Annotated in this window: 13 protein-coding genes; 5 read left to right on the plus strand and 8 right to left on the minus strand. The window is 38.6% G+C overall.

Going from position 1 to position 18,709, the window contains the following annotated elements; genetic code table 11:
- Window positions 1–61: 61 nt before the first annotated feature.
- The 7 genes from ABC371_RS20180 to ABC371_RS20210 form a co-directional block, all read right to left on the minus strand.
- Complete coding sequence (locus tag ABC371_RS20180; protein WP_412898432.1) at window positions 62–883, minus strand: M15 family metallopeptidase; 822 nt, start codon at window positions 881–883, stop codon at window positions 62–64.
- 399 nt (window positions 884–1,282) lie between these two features.
- Window positions 1,283–2,569 carry a TIGR02679 family protein gene (locus tag ABC371_RS20185; protein ID WP_412898433.1) on the minus strand — a complete coding sequence of 429 codons (1,287 nt, stop codon included), beginning with the start codon at window positions 2,567–2,569 and terminating at the stop codon, window positions 1,283–1,285.
- The gene (locus tag ABC371_RS20190; RefSeq protein ID WP_412898434.1) at window positions 2,559–6,674 is read right to left on the minus strand and encodes a TIGR02680 family protein; all 4,116 of its coding nucleotides are present in this window, start codon (window positions 6,672–6,674) and stop codon (window positions 2,559–2,561) included. The genes ABC371_RS20185 and ABC371_RS20190 overlap by 11 nt, the downstream gene beginning before the upstream one ends.
- Entirely contained in the window at window positions 6,674–7,834 is a 1,161-nt protein-coding gene (locus tag ABC371_RS20195; protein WP_412898435.1) for a TIGR02678 family protein, read from the minus strand. Before ABC371_RS20195 ends, ABC371_RS20190 begins: the two co-directional genes overlap by 1 nt.
- Window positions 7,831–9,333 (minus strand): TIGR02677 family protein, encoded by a 1,503-nt coding sequence (locus ABC371_RS20200; protein WP_412898436.1) that lies wholly within the window; start codon window positions 9,331–9,333, stop codon window positions 7,831–7,833. The genes ABC371_RS20195 and ABC371_RS20200 overlap by 4 nt, the downstream gene beginning before the upstream one ends.
- Window positions 9,334–9,675: 342 nt before the next feature.
- Complete coding sequence (locus ABC371_RS20205) at window positions 9,676–10,362, minus strand: OmpA family protein (RefSeq protein WP_412898437.1); 687 nt, start codon at window positions 10,360–10,362, stop codon at window positions 9,676–9,678.
- Window positions 10,355–12,181 carry a MotA/TolQ/ExbB proton channel family protein gene (locus tag ABC371_RS20210; protein WP_412898438.1) on the minus strand — a complete coding sequence of 609 codons (1,827 nt, stop codon included), beginning with the start codon at window positions 12,179–12,181 and terminating at the stop codon, window positions 10,355–10,357. Before ABC371_RS20210 ends, ABC371_RS20205 begins: the two co-directional genes overlap by 8 nt.
- A gap of 288 nt (window positions 12,182–12,469) precedes the next feature.
- Here ABC371_RS20210 and ABC371_RS20215 point away from each other — a divergent pair, with 288 nt between their 5' ends.
- The gene (locus tag ABC371_RS20215) at window positions 12,470–13,846 is read left to right on the plus strand and encodes an alanine/glycine:cation symporter family protein (protein ID WP_412898439.1); all 1,377 of its coding nucleotides are present in this window, start codon (window positions 12,470–12,472) and stop codon (window positions 13,844–13,846) included.
- A gap of 45 nt (window positions 13,847–13,891) precedes the next feature.
- Window positions 13,892–14,269: a hypothetical protein gene (locus ABC371_RS20220; RefSeq protein WP_412898440.1), complete on the plus strand. Its 378-nt coding sequence runs from the start codon at window positions 13,892–13,894 to the stop codon at window positions 14,267–14,269.
- Between the two features lie 110 nt (window positions 14,270–14,379).
- Here the strand turns inward: ABC371_RS20220 and ABC371_RS20225 are convergent, their stop codons facing one another.
- Window positions 14,380–14,811 carry a hypothetical protein gene (locus ABC371_RS20225; RefSeq protein ID WP_412898441.1) on the minus strand — a complete coding sequence of 144 codons (432 nt, stop codon included), beginning with the start codon at window positions 14,809–14,811 and terminating at the stop codon, window positions 14,380–14,382.
- A gap of 109 nt (window positions 14,812–14,920) precedes the next feature.
- Here ABC371_RS20225 and ABC371_RS20230 point away from each other — a divergent pair, with 109 nt between their 5' ends.
- Genes ABC371_RS20230 through ABC371_RS20240 form a run of 3 tightly spaced genes read left to right on the plus strand, consistent with a single transcriptional unit; the run spans window position 14,921 to window position 18,598 of the window.
- Complete coding sequence (locus ABC371_RS20230; RefSeq protein ID WP_412898442.1) at window positions 14,921–16,006, plus strand: endospore germination permease; 1,086 nt, start codon at window positions 14,921–14,923, stop codon at window positions 16,004–16,006.
- Window positions 16,003–17,433: a spore germination protein gene (locus ABC371_RS20235; protein WP_412898443.1), complete on the plus strand. Its 1,431-nt coding sequence runs from the start codon at window positions 16,003–16,005 to the stop codon at window positions 17,431–17,433. Before ABC371_RS20230 ends, ABC371_RS20235 begins: the two co-directional genes overlap by 4 nt.
- 1 nt (window position 17,434) lies before the next feature.
- Window positions 17,435–18,598, plus strand: a complete 1,164-nt coding sequence (locus ABC371_RS20240; protein WP_412898444.1) for a Ger(x)C family spore germination protein — start codon at window positions 17,435–17,437, stop codon at window positions 18,596–18,598.
- The last annotated feature ends 111 nt before the right edge of the window (window positions 18,599–18,709 follow it).

The following is an 18,709-nucleotide window of genomic DNA, read 5'->3' on the forward strand; positions in this document are numbered from 1 at the left end:
AAGTTGAATATGTAAATCAATGTGCAAAAGAAAAAGAGCTCTTTTTAGGAGCTCTTCTACTCTATTTTTCTATAACGCCAAGATATTCCTCTAATGTAAGTCCGTGTTCTGTGATATATTTGGCATGCTCTACACCTACATAGCGAAGATGCCATGGCTCGTACATATAACCCGTGATATCTTCTTTACCTTGTTGAAAACGAATGATAAATCCAAATTCAGCCGCGTGCTCGGCAACCCACTTTCCTTCCACGGTTTCTCCAAATTCTTGGACAAGTTGGTTGTCAACACTATCACTTGTCACATCCATCGCAAGACCCGTTTGGTGTTCACTTTGCCCCGGTTTTGCACTAAATGTACTTGCTTCTTCTTCCCCATGTGCACGCACATAAGAATCATAAAGCATATTCTGTGTACCATATGAACGGTAGCCAGATTGTGCATGAAGTGTAATTCCTTCATTACTTGCTCCGGCAAACAATTGTTCAAGAGCATCCGCAGCCTCTTTTACCATCTGTTTACGTTCAGCTACGGAAGTAGAAAATGCTACATTCGGAACTGAAAGATTTTGTGGGACATATGATTCATCCAAAACCCTAACCTCTTTATTTACTAACAATAAAAATGGATCATTTGGATCAATGACTGGCTTCGCATCATCAGGAGCCACTTCTGTCTGCTCCCCTGCCGTTTGGATTTCCGGCGCATCTACTTTTTCCGGCAATGCTTCCCCATTGCTTTCTTTGCTCAAGGCAATTTTCCCAACCACAACTTCCTTAATCGAAGTATAGCTTTCTTGTAAAATATCAGAAAAAGCTTCCCTCGTAAAAAATAGAGAGGACGCCACCAATACAAGTACCAACCCGATGATTACTTTCTTCAATGTTATTCCTCTTCCCTAATTTCAATATCTTTTATCTCCACCTATCATTCTACTATATTTTACACAAATCGACATAGGGAATTAGTTGTAAGTTTTTGGGGCCACAGGTGCCAGGGGCCACAGGGACGGTTCTTGTGGTTCCGCCTGGGGGTAACATTGCCGCGGAAACCGTGGGGACGGTTCTTGTGGTTCCATGTCACCTTGTTGTCTAACTACCGATTGTTTTTTTGGCACTATCAATCTTGGTTTTTCAGTTTGTGTTAAAATGAGAAATTGATTTGGACTAATTACAGCAATTGTGAACTCTTACTGTCCAAATCGCACTCTCTTTCTAAGTTAAATTAATCACCAAAAAGGCTTGTACCTTACAAAAGGTTACATGCCCATATATCATTATTTCTATAAATCGGTTGTGTTTAATCCCTTAATGTCATCAATCATTTCATGTACGAGCGCTTCTTGGTATCCTGCAAGCTTTGTTTCTTTCATGGCAGTAATAACCTCAACCCATACAGGAGAAGTGATTCGATCCAGTTTACTAAGTCTTATTGAAATATCTTCACTAGAAAGTGAATCTAAATAGGATTTTTTATCCATTCGCCATAAGTGGACATTTTCCTTGTATCTTTCTTTGAGTCGATTTGCTATGGATATCCCCTCTGGGTCCAAATCACCTGAATAATATAGAATGCAATTTTCTGCTACTAACAAGTCCAATAATCGCAAGCCTGCCATCCGAACTTGGCCATGCGTGCAGATAATCGCAGCTTCAGGAACTACATCCATTATTGTTGAAGCAACACTAGAATTTTCAACCACCCAAACTTTAGTCCCTTTTACAGGTACAACCTTATCTATTTTTGCTAACTCTTTCATCGGAATGTTCATAACCGTCCGAGTCAAGGCAGCTGCTTCCCAAACGGGGTGGACTTTACCATTACGCGATGCAAGCAGCCCTTGACAAGTCACAAAATTCCATAAATCATCCCGCATAATTCGATATTCTGACAATAAATCATTTAATTCCTCAACACTCTTGGGCATAACCGCTTCAGTGTTCCCGTGAATCATTTGATCAACATACAAACAATGTACAAATAGTTTGCCACCAACCTCGTTATTGTCGAAGTAGTGAGGGTTTCCAGTGATCCTTTGAGAAAAGAAGGGGAGCCTTTCAAACTCTCCTTCCTTTGGAAGCAATGTGAATGCCTTGCAAGTCGTTTGAATCTTTTCACGAAGATTGTCCTTATCCGCTTTATATAATGACCAAATCCATCTTGTATCCGGCCCCTTAGACCGAATCCAATCAACCCACCAGGTCAATTCAGGATGATTGATTGATTGGAAAAAAGCTTCCTCTTGTTCTCGAGCTACCTCTAATTCTTCCTGTTTCGTCCAAATTCTTTCTTGGAAGAGTTCCTCTAATAAAGTTAGTAAATTGTAATCTTCAAATCCGGTATTGGCTAACTCTTTTTCAAATTCAATTAAGGAAATCGTTCCTTTTTGTAAAATCTTCTCCTTCGGTACGCCAAAAAACCCTGCGATGGAATCTAGTTCATTACTCTCAAAGCCTTTTATGCCTACCGTTCCACCAATTCTACCTAGAGAGCGATATTTCTCTTTAAATAAGAGAAAAAGTTTAATAAATCCTGGCTCTTCCCTAAATATTTTTACTCTACTGTTCATTCGTCACAAGCTCCTCCATAAGCTCATCCCCATCAATGACCAGGGATTTTTGTTTTCCATCCCATTGATAACGGATAACAGTTACGAAATCAGCGTTTTTCGGGCGAACTAGTTCAGCGATAGACAGACTTGAAATCGTATCATAGTCCCCCCATAGGGCTTGAGAGTTCATAATGTAGTTGAAGCCAAGTTGTTCAACAACCTCAAACATGTCACGTATATTATTTTCATCCACACCAGCAAATGCTTCATCCAAAGAAATAATATATGGTGCCATATCACCCGCTTCTTTATAACGTGAATAAGCTGCAGTGAAAAGCGGAATATACATCGCCATCGCTTTTTCGCCACCACTAAATTTAAAGAACGCATTATTTGTTAACTCACGCTTTGGTTCGTTTACGCGACTGAAAGATAGGACAAATGTAAACCATTTGCGATAGTCAAGAACCTCTTTAAGAACTTGATGAAGTGTTGAACCTTCATTCCTTAACTGGATGAGCTCTTTTGCTTTGGCAATCCGCGATTGGAAATGCTTTGTGATTTTGTTTAAATCGTCTTCACTGAGAAACTTGCTATTTCTTTGTAAAAGCTGAACAAGTTCTTTTGTGTCCATCTCATTTTCAGATTCAGCAGTTAATGGTTTCCAGGCAATCGAGAAAATTAAGCCGGAAGAATTATCACGCTCAGCCATAATTCTGTCCATTTCCTTGACCCATTGCTGAGCTCTTTGAATCCGATTGCGGAGAATAGTCCCTACTGTATTTACAATGATATCCTCATAAAGTTGCCGGTCCTGTTCATCGAGCCATCCTTTTTGTTCCTCAAGTTCTTTCTTTAAAGCAGATGAAACATAATAAGGATTAACCCGTTGTCCCCTATATTCCATCTGAATCACGCGTCTTCCTTTTAAGGAGTTCCATTCAGATTTAAACGGTTCATATTGCTCACCAAAATCCTCATGAAACCATTCTGGAAAGTTTGCTTCATCTGTATATTCAAACATTCTATATTCTGTTAGATGCGTCTGCTCATTGAAAAAGACTTTTGTTAGTTGCTCCAGTAACTTTGAACGATCATGTTTCGTAAAAACAGGTTGCAGTTGTTCAAAAATGGTTGTAGCATCGTTGCCTTCAACTTGGACAAAGCCTTGTTGCTTTTCCTTCTCAACTATTTTTTCCCATTCTTGGTTCATTTTCTGCCAAAAGGCAAGGTCTTTCTGTGCATCTTGTAATTTATCAGAACATCGGTCTTTGTTCGCTTTCGTTTGCGGTAAGGTATTCGTAATGAGCTGAATCTTGTCTTCAGCCTCTTTTAAAGCTACCTGAACTTCTTGAATACGTCTTCTAACATCATCAATCCCTTTTAACTGAAGCTGTTGTTCAATTGAATCAATTTCAGCTTTAATTTGATTCAACTGTGTTTTTCGAATGTTTCGTTCACCAGCAATTTCATCCAATTCGTCCTCTGTTTCTTCAATCCGCAACATAACATCTGAAACTTCTTTCTTTGTATAAGCGATTTGGATGGAGACGTTTTGAAACAGATTAAGGTGTTCTGAATAATTTTCCGACGCCTCGAATGCATGTGAAATTTCTTCCTTTGTCAGTGTAATATTCAGGTGAATACCTTGTTCACGCAATTGTTTTTTCACTTCATTTAGGCGATCATATATTTTTTTCCATTGCTCATCAATTTGACGAAGAAAATCCTGTTCGCGTGTTAATTCTTGCTTCTTTTGAATAATTTGTTCATTTAATTCCGCTAAATCCTTGTCATCAGGAAGTTCTATCTTCCATCTATCGACCATCTGTTGTTCTTCTTCATATTCGTTTAACACATTTTGTAATTCAGATAACTCTGTTTGTAATTTAAAAATGGTTTCCGTCCAAAGTCGAATTTGTTCCTTTTGATGACGTTTCCTTGAAGCACGGCCAATAAACTTTGAGTTTTCTTCATAAGGTGCATGACCGACTAGACAGCCTACTGAGTAGGAACCGTCAATATCGACGTGAAATCCACTTCCATCTCTTTCAAGTGAGATGCTTCTGAGTACTTCATCAATTTTTTCAATTGAAATTGGGCTGTCTTCATCAACATCTGGCATTAAATAATCAGCTAATGTGTAACCCAAAAGGCGTGGTTCAGTGACAATCACTGCATCCTGTTCAGGTGATAGTGGCTGGTCAATTATCAAACTGTCTAAAATCCCAACCCTTTTCAAGGCTGATTCTATTCGTTCCTTTTGCTCTTCTGTAACATGCTCGCGAAATTCTACTGCTGCATAAAATGGGAGAAATGCTTGTCCTTCCTCCTGCAGTTGTCCTCGAGATTCTTTCGTTCCCTCTGATCTTTCCGGGTCGACCATTTTTTGATTTTTAAGACGGAAAAGCTCTTCTTCCGCTTCCTTTATTTCCTCTTTCTTACGGTCCATTTTTTCTGATGTAATGGCGATGTTCTTTTTTACATCTGCTTCATAATCATGGATTGCCGAAAATAACAGATCACGAACCACATCAAAACGATTCCGTTCGTAAAGACCTTGTAACGATCTTGCTATTTCCTGACGCATTTCCACAGTATAAGTGAGCTTTGGACGTTTTTCCATCCATTGAAAAATGTCATTCTCAAGTTGTTGCTGTTGTTCCTCAAACCAGTCTTGAAGGTGATCCAATTCTTTTAAACATTCATCTACAATCCGTTTCTTTTCTGAGGATTGGCGCATGAGACGTGAATGTTCCTCCCCCAATCGTGTTTGTTCTTCAGCCAGTTTTTCCAATTGGACCAAAAGCGCTCGATGCTCCTTTGCTTCTTTTAACCAAACGGTAAAATCAAAACTGTCAGCCCGTGCACGTTCAAAGTCATTTACATTAACTTTATGCTGTGAAAAAGCCGATTCTAGAGCATCTGTATCAAGTTCTTCAAGTAATTCTGAAGCTTTCCGTTCAAGCTGAGCCAGCTTCGTTTCGTATTTTTCTTTTTCCTGCCAAAACCAATTTAATTTGCTATTTTGATCGGACCACTTATTTTCAAGCTTACCTATTTCTAGTGATAACGAGGTAGATTCTTTTTCTTTTTCTGATTTTTTCTCCTCTAAAGACCATACCTCATGCTTTTGTAAGGAGCTTTTCTCCTGTTCCGCAATATATTTTTGTTGTTGGTATACTATTTTATCTTCAGTAAGCTTCTCTATTTCTTCATCAAATTCTTCAAGCTGTTTGGATAATTCCTGAACCTGCTTTTTAGCAGAGGTACTCTTCTTTTCAGCCCGTTGCCACTGGTTAGCCCGTTCCGCTAAAATAAATTGATTATACGCATCATAAACAGACTCGAGCCTTCCGATGGACTCATATTCTCTTTCTAACTGTTCCAGCTGCTGGGCTGCCTGATCCATGTTTTCAATGGTATCTGAAAGATGTCGTAATTCATCATCCGTTAATGGTGGTAAAGCGGATTCTAAGATTTCATAAATAACAGTAGGTTTAAAATCCTTCGAAAGCTTTGGACTTCTTAGTTGAATTAATAATTTAATTAAATCCTCGTAAGCATCTATCGAATTAAAACCAAATACATATTTATTCACAAGCTCCATGTATTCGCGTTGTGTATTTACAACATAGCCACCATTGCCAATTCGATTTTCCAATTCTTTAGCTGAAAGTGGCACCATATCTCCGGCGTATTTCTGTGAAAGGTGGAAATCGTGACCCACTCTTCTGTTATCTGTAATCAGAAAATACCAGGATTTGATCCCTTTGTTTCGCTTCGCCTGCATACCAATCCCAGTTGTAATATACTGCTCTGAATCTCTTTTTTTGTATTCAATAAACAAATAGCCTGTCCGTTCATCTCTATCCACCACTTCTTTTTCACCTAATAAATAATCTTCCATTCTTCTAGCCTTTGAGCCAAAAGGGTCAAGACGATCCGGTGACTTTTTCCCATCTAGCAAAACTGGCAGGAAGCTTTGCATCGTTACTGATTTTCCGGAGCCATTCGACCCTCTTAATAAGAGCTTTCCATCCTCGAAATGAAAGATTTCATGATCGTAGTACCAAAAGTTTAATAGCCCTGCACGATTCATCATCCATCTATTGGTTGCCATTAGACCTCTCCTCCTTCAAAATCATTAGGGTACGATCCTGTTAACACCCCTAAGATTGGTTTCATTTTTATTAAAGAGCTTTCCTCCTCAACTTCAACCATCATCCAGTCCTTCATGGCGTCTATTAACTCAGAACGAACAGCGCTCGTTGTTTTCTCACGGAAATATTTGGCCCAGCCACCTTCGTACTTTTTACGTAGAATTTCTAGAACACCATCTAGTTCCCCCTCAGTCATCACAATTTCTCCATTTTCTTTTGGAATAAACTGTTCGAGATGATGATGAAGATAGTCTGATAGTTGTAAGAGAATATCTGTTGACGCCTTTGAATTTGGATATACTTGTTGGTACTTTTTCGGCTCAGCCACTGATAAAAAAGCTGTATTTTTATAAACATGTAATTTGTAATCACTATGATTCTCAATATCCTCTGCTAATCGGTTTCGGTAATTTCGAATATATATAAAATCAGGATCTTGAAGGTCTACACGATGCAGAGCAGGTGAAAAAAATAGTTTTCGATATACTCTCTTTCGACGTTCATCTTCTTGATTGAGTTTCCAATCCTCATTTAATAGCTCCTCCCAATTTTTATAAGCAACAAAATCATCTGGATAGGAGCGCATAAAATAGCGGCTATAAACCGTTGCTTCGTACAATACTTCCTGTTCTTCATCGTGGTCGAATCTACCAATATCCCCATCAATGGTTCGGATTAATTGGAAATCGAGTAAGACTTTAATCGCTCGAATAAGTGATTTTCTATGAACATACAGAGTCCAATCAAGTTCAAACTCCCCTGGATAATCCGCCTGGATCTCTTGGCTTAAATCCGACAGTAAAAACTGTTCATCAACAGATTTACCCTCTAAAAAAGATAAAGCACAGCAAAAAATGGCATAATCCATCGGCTCCTGAAAATGGTTAATTCCCATCCAGCTTTGAGGTTCAACAGGGATTTTTTCAAGTTTGATAAAATGCTGATGAACGATAAGTCGCAACCCAAATTTTTCATTAATGTAACGACGAAGGACCTTTTCACGTTCACGAATAAGTTGATACCATTCCGGATTTTCCACCCGTAAAATCCAGTAATGATTAAATAAGAGATCCATGCCAAGGCTCGCTTTCTCATCAAACTCTAGTGTTTGCTCCCTCATCCTAACCCACTTCCTTGCTCTACAAATTCAAACCGTACATCAGGCATCTTTAAAGTTCCATCCTCAGATTCTAGTAAAATTCTTTTACTGTTATCAATTGTTACCTTAACAACCATTCCATAATCTGTTTTCACCTTATGATTTTTACTTGCCATTGATTTTCCAATCCAACTTAGTAAAACCTTTCGAACAAAAGGATCTACCTTTGAAATTTCAGAAAGCTGAATGATTCCCTCATTCATATATTGGTCAATAAGGGCTCGTTCCTGCCTACGTTCTTCTAGATACTGTTCGCGCTGTTGCATTTTCTTTAATGCGTTTGACGTCATCGCACCAGGTTTTGTCTTTTCTCGATATCGATTGGTTCTTGGTTTGATAGATAAATGAATAGGATCCTCATCCCACGTATCAGAATGCAAATTATCGGTTGTCCCTTCCTCAAGTTGAAGATGTTGAATCGTCATTGCGCCAAAAACAACAGAGGATAACTTATGTGCTTCATCTAAGGAAGTGCTATTCGCAAACCAATTTGCTAAGTGCAGGTAATCATTTTTCCTACTTCGAAAATGCTGTTGTCTTTCTCCGATTCGTTGTACATATCGTGTCATACGACGGATCATTTCATTTGTTTGCCATTGGAGCATGTCCAATTCACTCTGCTGGGTACTTGAACCTAAAAACCATTGCCTTAAGGAATCCCAATATTCTTCGTACTCCGTTCGCCACTCATCAATTGATGATGAAACATCCTCTAAGCGTGGAATTGACTTTCGATGTTCAATCAATTTTCCAAAAAACACTTCTAATTTCTGCGCTGATAACTCATGTAACCTTTCACCAATTTGGAGAGAAGTTTTTTGAAGTGAAACAATGAAATCGCGTAAATAGGTAGTAAACTGATTTTTATAAACAAGAAAGGCTTCTGTTTGCATCCTTTGATCGGTTTGTTCACTATTAATATAAGCAATATAATCAGCAGTACTTGTTCGGATGGTTTGAAAATAACGAAAGACATCCTCCCACATTCGCATATATTCTTCTGCATTCTTAGGTAAAAGGTGTTCAATTTCATGTTGTAAACCGGTAATCGCTTGGAGGAGTCTATCAAATTGAGATCGTTCCAATGAACCTTGAAAAGTATCTCCAACCTTCTTTTCAAGAACCACAAGCATTCTTTCAATCTCTATTGTATAAGGAGTAGACTGATAGCGAAAACGCTTCTTTTTATATTCTTCAACTGTTTTCGCATTCGTCATATCTTGTCTGGCAATCAAATTGTTCCACTTTACGAGTTGCGCCAATTGTTGATGGAGCTGTTCTTCCTGATAATCAGAAAAATGAGGAATGGAACGCATATATTCTAAAATTTCTTCCGGTGCAATAAAATCTCGCATTCTCTCATGCTGATGATAAAAATAGCGTAAGATTGTCCGATACTGAGCAGCAGAATCTGCCGTCAAATAACTTGCCTCTATTACTTTCTTCATAGTCATGTCCAAAAACAATCATCCTTTCGGTAGGTCACGGCAACATGTTCCTCGTCCACTTTCGATCCGTGGGTATGTAATCTATACGTATTATTTTATAGGAAATCCATTTATTTAGGAAATGGTGTGTAGAGTATTGGTTACATTTGCATGTTGAAGGTTTCGAGGTGAGGTTACTTTTGTATGGTAGGGATCAAGATTGTTTAAAGGATATCGCCCCAAAATACTATTTTCTCCTAAGTTTATTTTCGACATATTTTTCCAAAAACCTTCTTCATTTAAAAACAAAAACCTATGACATTAGCATGTTCCTTAAACAATAAAAAAAGAATCCGGCTAAAACCGAATTCCCCATCATCTCCCCAACAATTCTCTTGTTTTTTCCAATATTTCTTGGTCTTTCAAGCGGAATTTAAACTCTACCCTCCGAGAAGCTTGACCATCGTAGTTTCCATTCTGATCCACTCGTCCATCCGTAAAGGAACGACCATTTACGGTCAGCTTTGATTTTAAATGTTCCTGAATATTTTTATACGGAAATTCCTCACTTAAAATATATTCTGCCACACTATAGGCGCGTTGCTGGGAGAGCTCCATATTATACAGATATGAACCATCCTTATCTGCATGCCCTTCAATGATAATTTCAGAAATATATTGTTCATACCCATTCTCAAGCAGCACATCCAAATAGGCCGGGACAAATTCATCCAAAAATGTGAATGCTTCGGGCTTCAACACGGCTGAATCATACTCAAACAAAATATCCGTATTAAAAATCAATGCACCCGTTTTCTCATCAATTTCGATGCTAGAATCACTGAATTTCTCGTTTAAATCCTCAATGAGCCCAACCCTGACTCCCATGATTTGATCAATTGTTTTTTTCATTTCTTGAATTTGAAACGACTTGATCACCATCATGATAATAAAAATCAGAATAAAACATAGCAATACCGATGTTAACAAATCCGTAAAGGATGGCCAAAACGAACTCTCCTCTTGCTCCCGATGAAAAAGCCTTTGGTATTTACTAATCATTCGATCCAATCCTTACTCGACTATTTTCCTGAACCGTCCTTTGGGTAATCGACTGGAGCTGTCGATTCAATTGTTGAAATTCCTGACCGATATCCCCCAGAGATTGCTGTAACTGACGCGCATTTCTTTGCCCAATATCCCCTGTGATCTCGCCAATCTGTTTAAACTCCTTTTTTACCGACTCATTCATTTCCAGGATGTACTCATTCAAATTTCTGCTTATTTTATCAAGTTTTTCTCCTAGAGTCCCTTCTAAATTTGTCACATATTTCGAAAGCGTATCGCGTAAAGCATTCACACTCGCGTCAATTTGGTTTTCTTTATATTGAAAGGAATCTCCCATTTGGGTAATCGTCCGATTGATTTCATTTAATAGCTTTATATACTTCATCCCCACCTGCTCATTTGAACGAGACGCCTCACTTAAGTAGCTTTCAATCGCTTGGGAATTTGTTAAATGAACTTGTAAATGCGAGTTGAATTCATGAGTGAAATGAGTCAATTCATCGAAACGATAGGATAAAAGATTTTTATATTCACTTTGAGCTTTGTTAATTGTATCTAGCGCATGTGGCAGGCGTCCAATAGAGGTTCCCAGCGCTTTAAAATCATTCCGAACATCTCGTAGCGAAGAAATAATATCGGTTAGCTTAGAGCTTACATCCGTTCCAAAAATGCGTTCAAACTGAAGATTGTTTTCTTTCATCAATTTAATCTGATGTTCACTTTGTTCATTCATTTTGTCAAACGCACTATAAATCGATTCCTGTCTCTCGGCGATGGTGGAGAAATATTCCCTAAGATCGACAACGGATTGTTGAAAATGATTCATCGTTTCCTTCTGCGCCACCGTTAATTCCGCTATCTTTTTATACGTCTCCGTAAAAGCACTTCGCATTTTTTCGTTGCGCTGGTCCATGTTCTCAAAATATGTAAACAGTTGATCGAAGTTGTGATTTAATTTTTTCACACCTTGATCAAAGCCATCTGTTAATTCCTGTACGCCGTGAAAAATAACAGAAAACTGTTTAAGATTTTCCGTAAGTCCCTCATTAAATTTCGCCAGATCCTTAGCTGATTGCTGTAAACCAACTGTATATTCCTGGAACCCTTTGAATGAATTTACGATACTTTGAAGCGACTCTTGATTCGTGTTCCGCAGCTCGAGAATCGACGAATTAATCGTCTCTGAAACAGCAATAAGTCGCCCCATTCCATCCTGTTCATTTCCTTCTAAAATGGACTCCGTTTTCAACATGATATCAGTCAACATAAATTCAGTATTGGCGACCCGGGTAACAACCGTCATGACCAACGACAACCCCATTCCAGCAATACTTGTGTAAAATGCAACATCAATCCCCGCAAGCACTGTTGCGACATTCTCCACAAGCATATCACCTGTTGTGTCAATGCTCCCAAGTGACATTGCCAATCCAATGAACGTCCCAAGCACACCGATTAAAATAAAAATGGACACCGTCATTTGAACAATTTTAATCAGATTCACAACAGGTACATTCATTACACGCCACCCAGATATTTTGTTTTGAACAAACGTCTCAACCTTCACTGATTCCTTTTGGCTCACTTGTTCAAAATCTCCCTGAATTCGATTGAGCGGATCAATCTCAAGCGTATTCCTATCACGGATAAAATTCCGGATTCTCCGCAATTTGCTGTACAACGTAAAATGAACCAAGATTGCTACGACAAACCCAACAAAAAGCACCATAAAAATCAATTCAACCAATGGACTTGCCAATACTGCCTCTGCCTGCTCTTCACTCACAAATAACCTCAAAATCGCTTCAACCACTGTTGGTCCCCCTTCATTGCACGTCCAAAATTCACCTTGCTTATAGCTATTCGAAAAAAGGATAAATCATGCATTAAAGCATTTGGGAATTTCCTTTGGTGCCAAGGGGGTCAGGGGCACCCATGGCGCCAAGGGCACCAAGGGGACGGTTCTTGTGGTCCCTTTGGCTCTAGACCAAAATAACTATATCCTTCTGTAACCCTTGACCAAATTGTTAATTTTCGTTTTAATTGAAATACTTGGATAATTTAAAAATCTCAATACATATGAAGAAAGAGAGGGAAACAGATGGAGAAAATCGAAGAATTTTTAGGTGAAATGAGTAATATCGTATGGGGAGTACCATTACTTGTTCTTTTGGTTGGTACGGGTATCTACCTAACAGTTCGACTGGGTTTCCTCCAAATTCGGTCATTGCCTTATGCGTTAAAACTTGCTTTTTCCAGAAGTCAGGATAACGAATCAGACGGGGATATTTCCCACTTTCAGGCACTTATGACAGCATCAGCAGCTACTATTGGAACAGGGAACATTGTCGGTGTTGCCACCGCTATTGTTATGGGCGGTCCTGGTGCAGTTTTATGGATGTGGCTTGCAGGCTTATTCGGAATGGCCACAAAATATGGGGAAGCGATTCTCGCTGTTAAATATCGTGTGAAAGATTCTGAAGGTAATATGGCTGGAGGACCCATGTACTATTTAGAACATGGTTTAAAACAAAAATGGCTTGGTGTATTATTCGCACTCTTTGGAGCCCTTGCAGCATTTGGGATTGGAAATGGTACACAAGCAAAGGCCGTTGCTGATTTAATGAATGATACCTTTTCCGTACCCTTTTGGGTTACAGGTGTAGCCCTTGTTCTTTTTGCAGGGTTGGTTATACTTGGTGGAATTAAATGGATTGGACGTGTAACTGCCTTTTTTGTCCCAATTATGGCGGTATTTTATATCCTTTCCGGATTAATTGTGATGGTAATGAATATTAATCTTGTCCCTGAAGCCATTGCAACTATTTTTTCTTATGCTTTTTCAGGTGAAGCTGCTGTTGGTGGTACCATTGGTGCTGTTATTCGATTCGGAATTGCTCGTGGATTATTCTCGAATGAAGCCGGACTTGGATCCGCTCCAATTGCAGCAGCCGCGGCTAAAACAGATTTACCAGGTCGACAGGCATTAGTATCTATGACACAGGTTCTGATTGATACATTGATTATTTGTTCGATAACCGGAATTACAATTGTCATGTCAGGTCAATGGGAAGATAAATCCATTAAAGCTGGTGTACTTACCTCAGCTGCTTTCGAAACATTATTGGGTGGTGCTGGTCCATACCTGATCACATTTGGTCTATTGTTCTTTGCTTCATCCACCATTCTTGGTTGGGGTTACTATGGGGAAAAATGTTTTCAATACTTAATTAATAAGCCCATCGCGGTAAAAATATATCGTATTGTTTTTGTATTGTTTATATTTGTTGGTGCCACCGCGTCCATTGATGCAGTCTGGGCTTTAGCTGATGTATTGAACGGTCTAATGGCAATACCAAACTTAATTGGGTTACTAGGACTATCCGGCATTATCATTTATGAAACAAAACGTCTTCAACAGAAAGTAAAGGAAGAAAGAGAACAGGCCATTCAAGGGTCCGAAAAAGCTCATCTATAGTGGGGCGAATTCCTGTGTATACGAAATGCTTGAGGTTTAAAGTAGATGAAAAATGGTAAAGGACTTGTTATTTCGAGGGATACTATGAAGAAAATGATAATGGTTCTGCTGTCAATTTCCCTGTTGCTTATGATCGGATATGTACTTGTTGGTGTTATGACTAAAGATAGGGATATTCTCTTGTACAAAGGAAATGTGTACTCTAATGCAACGGAGCTAGATTGGTTTGAAAAAGAAAAAGGGAAATTTCAAAAAGAAGAGAAAATGGGTGAATCAAATAAAGCGTTACTCTTCATGTGGAATTTTTCAGCAACCAAATTACCAAAAGGAACAGCTGTGTTTCGTACAAATGATTCAGGAGTATTGATAGCGGAAACTAATGGTGGAGAACTCCTTTATTTTATACGGCAGCTTAAGGAATGACCCATTTACTACATGATGCCGAATTCACCATCTCTGAAAAGCTCTAACTAGGTTACCCATTCAAAACAAGCCACTCAATATTACGAGTGGCTTGTTTACGATGATCTGCTTTATTTACTTTTCAGTTTCAAAATTTCATCTTTTGATAAACCAGTAATCTCCTCAATTAAAGAAAGGTCCAAATCTTTTTTAATCATCTTTAAAGCATGCTGATATTTTTCTTCTGTTCTTCCTAGCTCTTTACCTTCTTCTCTTCCCAATCTCCGCTCACCTTCAAGGTTACTTAACAAATCTCGTAGTTCTTTTGCTCGTGCTTCATAAATGACACAATTTTCTTTGTTTGCACTAATTGTTTCCCATTCGATGAGTGCTTCTCTTACTTGCTCGATGTTCATTGCCCATTCCTCCAATTCGGACATCAATTCATCGTCTAATTTATTTTCTGGATAATCAACTGCAGATAACATTAATAACCAAGGTAGCTCATTATTCTGTTTTATTTGCCGACGGAATTGACTCCATTGTACCACGAAAGAGGTCAAATCAAACCCACCTCCCCCACTTTAAATTTCTGCATCACCCTCTCATTATGCATAATTTGGTAACACAATCAAATCCTAACAGAAGTGGAACCTATTTGGTGGTGGTGAAATGCTTTTCTCGCGTACTCAGTTATTTTTTGTTCTGATACTTTTTATTGGAATCTCCAATCATGTGCTCATCATGCCCCATTTGCTTACAGCAGGAAAACGTGATGCATGGGTATCGGCATTATTTGCCTATGCGATCCTCCTGTTTTGGGGATTCATCCTTTATTTAATCATGAAAAAAAATCAACAGCGACTCTGTCTTTATGACTGGATCACAACACGTGCAGGAGTCACGATATCTCGTGTGATCATTGCTTTCCTTGTGGTTTATGTTTTCACGATTAGTGCGATTTCTTTTTATGATTTGATACAATCCGTCAATATTTATTTTTTGCCGCGCACACCTTCCTTTGTGGTGATGCTCCCTTTCCTTTTGATTTGTATGTGGTCAGCATATAGTGGCTTAAAATCGATTGTTTCTGTGTCCGCGATATTATTGCCGATTGTTTGGATGCTTGGGATTTTTGTAGCTTTATTTACTTATAACGAAAAAGATTATTCCTACCTATTTCCTGTTCTTATTGATGGTTATCAACCCGTAATTAAAGGGTCCATGATTATTCTTGGAGGAAGTGCGGATTTCCTTGTATTGTTACTACTTCAGCATCACTTAAAAAAATCGTTTACGTTTTTTAACCTTGTCATATTAATCACGATTTTAGCTGGTCTGATCCTAGGTCCAACCACGGGATCCTTGGCGTCATTTGGTCCAGCAGTTGCCTCAGATATGAGATTTCCAGCTTTTGAACAATGGAGACTCATTACGTTAGGAAATTATATTTCGCATGTTGACTTTTTGGCGGTGTTTCAATTACTTAGTGGCGAGCTTATCCGGGTTTCATTAGGACTTTATTTATTGGCAGATATGGTTAAATGCCATACCTCTCCTTCTAAAAAAAAGAAGATGTTCATGGTCACCACCATTCTCTTAGGATTATTAACAATCCTTCCATTAAGTGACATGTGGGTACAAACACTTATCGGACGATACTTTTATCCAGCTGCATTTATAAGTGCTGTGTTAATTTCGTTGGCATTATTGATTATTTGCTACTTGCCAATGAAGAAAGGAACCCAAAGCCTATGAACATGAACGAAATTGATCATTTATTAGCAAACGAAACCTTGTCTTGCGATGAAATCAAAGATTTTTTTCGTCATTATGCTGATATTGAATTTATACCGATTGAAAACGACGAGTTTCTCCAAGCTTTTTATTGCAAAGGTATGCTTGATTCCTCACAGTTAAACGAGTATTTCAACCGAATCCTCTTAAGCATTGGGCTACAGGAACCACGCAAGTTTTCCCAAGAGCTCCCACCTGTCCAGCATATAAAAAGCATGAAAGAAATGGTGAATCTTGTGTTCTCTGGTTCTCTGATTATTTTTAGAGAAGGAACTCCATTCTTTCATGTGTTCGATATTAGCAAAGTGCCACAACGAAACCCACAAGAATCAACGACAGAGGTTTCAATTAAGGGACCGAAGGATAGTTTTACCGAAGAATTGAATGTAAACATCTCCTTAATTCGAAAAAGAATGAAGTCAGCTCAACTCTATTCCGAGAAGTTCACCTTAGGAACGCTGAGTAAAACAGAGGTCTCATTGCTTTATTTACATGATAAAGCCAATAAGGACATCATTGCGGAAGTTAGGAAACGACTCGCTACCTTTCAAGGGGAAAGCGTTGTTAGCAGTGGTCAATTAGAACAATGGCTTTCCGATCGTACATTTTCGTTGTTTCCCTTATTTGATTATGTGACACGCCCAGACTATATCATTGAATGCATGATCCGCGGAAGATTTATCATAATTGTCAATGGATCACCTTCTGTGTTAATTGGACCTATTAATGTTTTTGAGCTCATTAAATCGCCAGAGGATGTCCATTTTCCATACTATTTTGTTCTGTTTGGACGGTTTATTCGAATGGTCGGTTTACTAATCGCCATTTTCCTACCGGGATTTTGGGTTTCGCTATCTTCTGTCAATATAGACCAACTTCCGTTTGCATTGTTAGCCACTGTCGTTGTCTCACGTGAAGGGTTGCCCTTACCTATTGGACTCGAAGCGATCTTTATACTCGGTTTGTTTGAATTGTTAAGAGAAGCTGGAGTCCGAATGCCGACCATTCTCGGACAAACGGTATCCATTGTCGGCGGTATCATTATCGGTGATGCAGCAATTCGGGCAGGTCTTGCATCCCCGACGATGATTGTTGTCATTGCTTTAACAGCGGTCGCAAGTTACACACTCGTGAATCAATCATTAGTGGGAACAGTCAGTATCCTTCGCGTTTATACGATAATACTGTCAATTTTTTTAGGAATATACGGGCTTTTTGTTGGATTCTTTAGTGTTCTAATTTATCTTTCTAAATTGGAGTCCTTTGGGGTGGCTTATCTTGAACCAGTTGCTTCTTTAACATTTAAAGAATATTTAGCAGCCTTATTTGTGGATCCCTTCAAACGGAAAAAATTTGGAATATCATTCATTCAGAAGTGGAGAAAGTAAGATGAAGCGAAAAATAACCTGTTCAATTACTCTTGTTCTATGTCTTGTCCTTGTAACCGCATGTAACAATGACATAGGTGAAATTGAAAATCAAAACTTTGCCACTGCTATCGGCGTCGATTACCAAGATGGGAAATATTTACTCTCGATTCAGATGATTGGATTAACGTCTGTTGCAAAAAGAGAAGGTGGTGATAAAGGACCACCTGAAGTTTATGTTTCCGAAACGGGTGGGAAAACCTTTATCGACGCGTTTTTTAAAGCCTATCATACCGCACAGGAACGATTTCTTTGGGCACATGTCACCGCAATTGTCTTAAGCGAAAGTGCATTAGAACAAGGATTGGATAGTATATTTGATGGCTTGACACGATACTACGAATTCCGCCCTACTCCATGGATTTTTGGGACAAAGGATTCCATTCTTGATGTTTTATCGACAACTGGATTTTTTAATCAAAATTCATTAAATACAATACTTCATAGTCCAAAAGGTTCCTACGAGCAAAGCTCGACAATCAGGTCTGTAAAATTAAATCAATTTGTACGTGAATTTTTTGACCCGGGTCGAACTACGTATATCCCTTCACTCACAATTGATGATACTCAGTGGAAGAAAAACAAAAAAGATGAGGGGAAACTAGCAATTGATGGAGCCTTTTTTTTAGGTAACCAAAAATACAAAGGCTATTTTCCATATGAGAAAATAAAAGGTTTGCGCTGGCTGACACCAGAAACAGTACGCGCATCCTTACTAGTACCGAACGAAACACAACCCGAATTTATAACGGTCCTTGAACACCCAATGGTAAACATTCATCCCGAAAAACAAGACGGACGGTTCCGTTTTACCATCCTCTTCCTGGCAGATGGACAAGTAAGTAATCGCATATCGAATAATACGATTAATGTAAACGCAATGGAGAAATTCGTTAAAAAGGGAGTCATTTCTGAAATAAGACAATTATATCAATTTGGTCGAGAGCATGATGTTGATTTCTTGAACTTAGAGCATCAGCTATACAGAAAGCGTCCTGCTGAATGGAAAAAGCTAAAAAATCAGGATGCCTTACTTCAAGAAGACAGCATAAAGTCGATAGAAGCCCATATTACACTCGAACATTCAGGCTCATTCAAAAATCGAAAAATCGAGATTAAAGAATGATTGCCACCAAAAAACACCTGACGCAATTCTCAGGTATCATTGTGATTACGAAATAGAAGCATCTTGGAATATGTTTCTATCTTCATCAACCCCAGCAAGGTATTGTATTAT

Source organism: Bacillus jepli, from assembly GCF_047238305.1.
Taxonomy (GTDB): domain Bacteria; phylum Bacillota; class Bacilli; order Bacillales; family Bacillaceae_L; genus Ferdinandcohnia.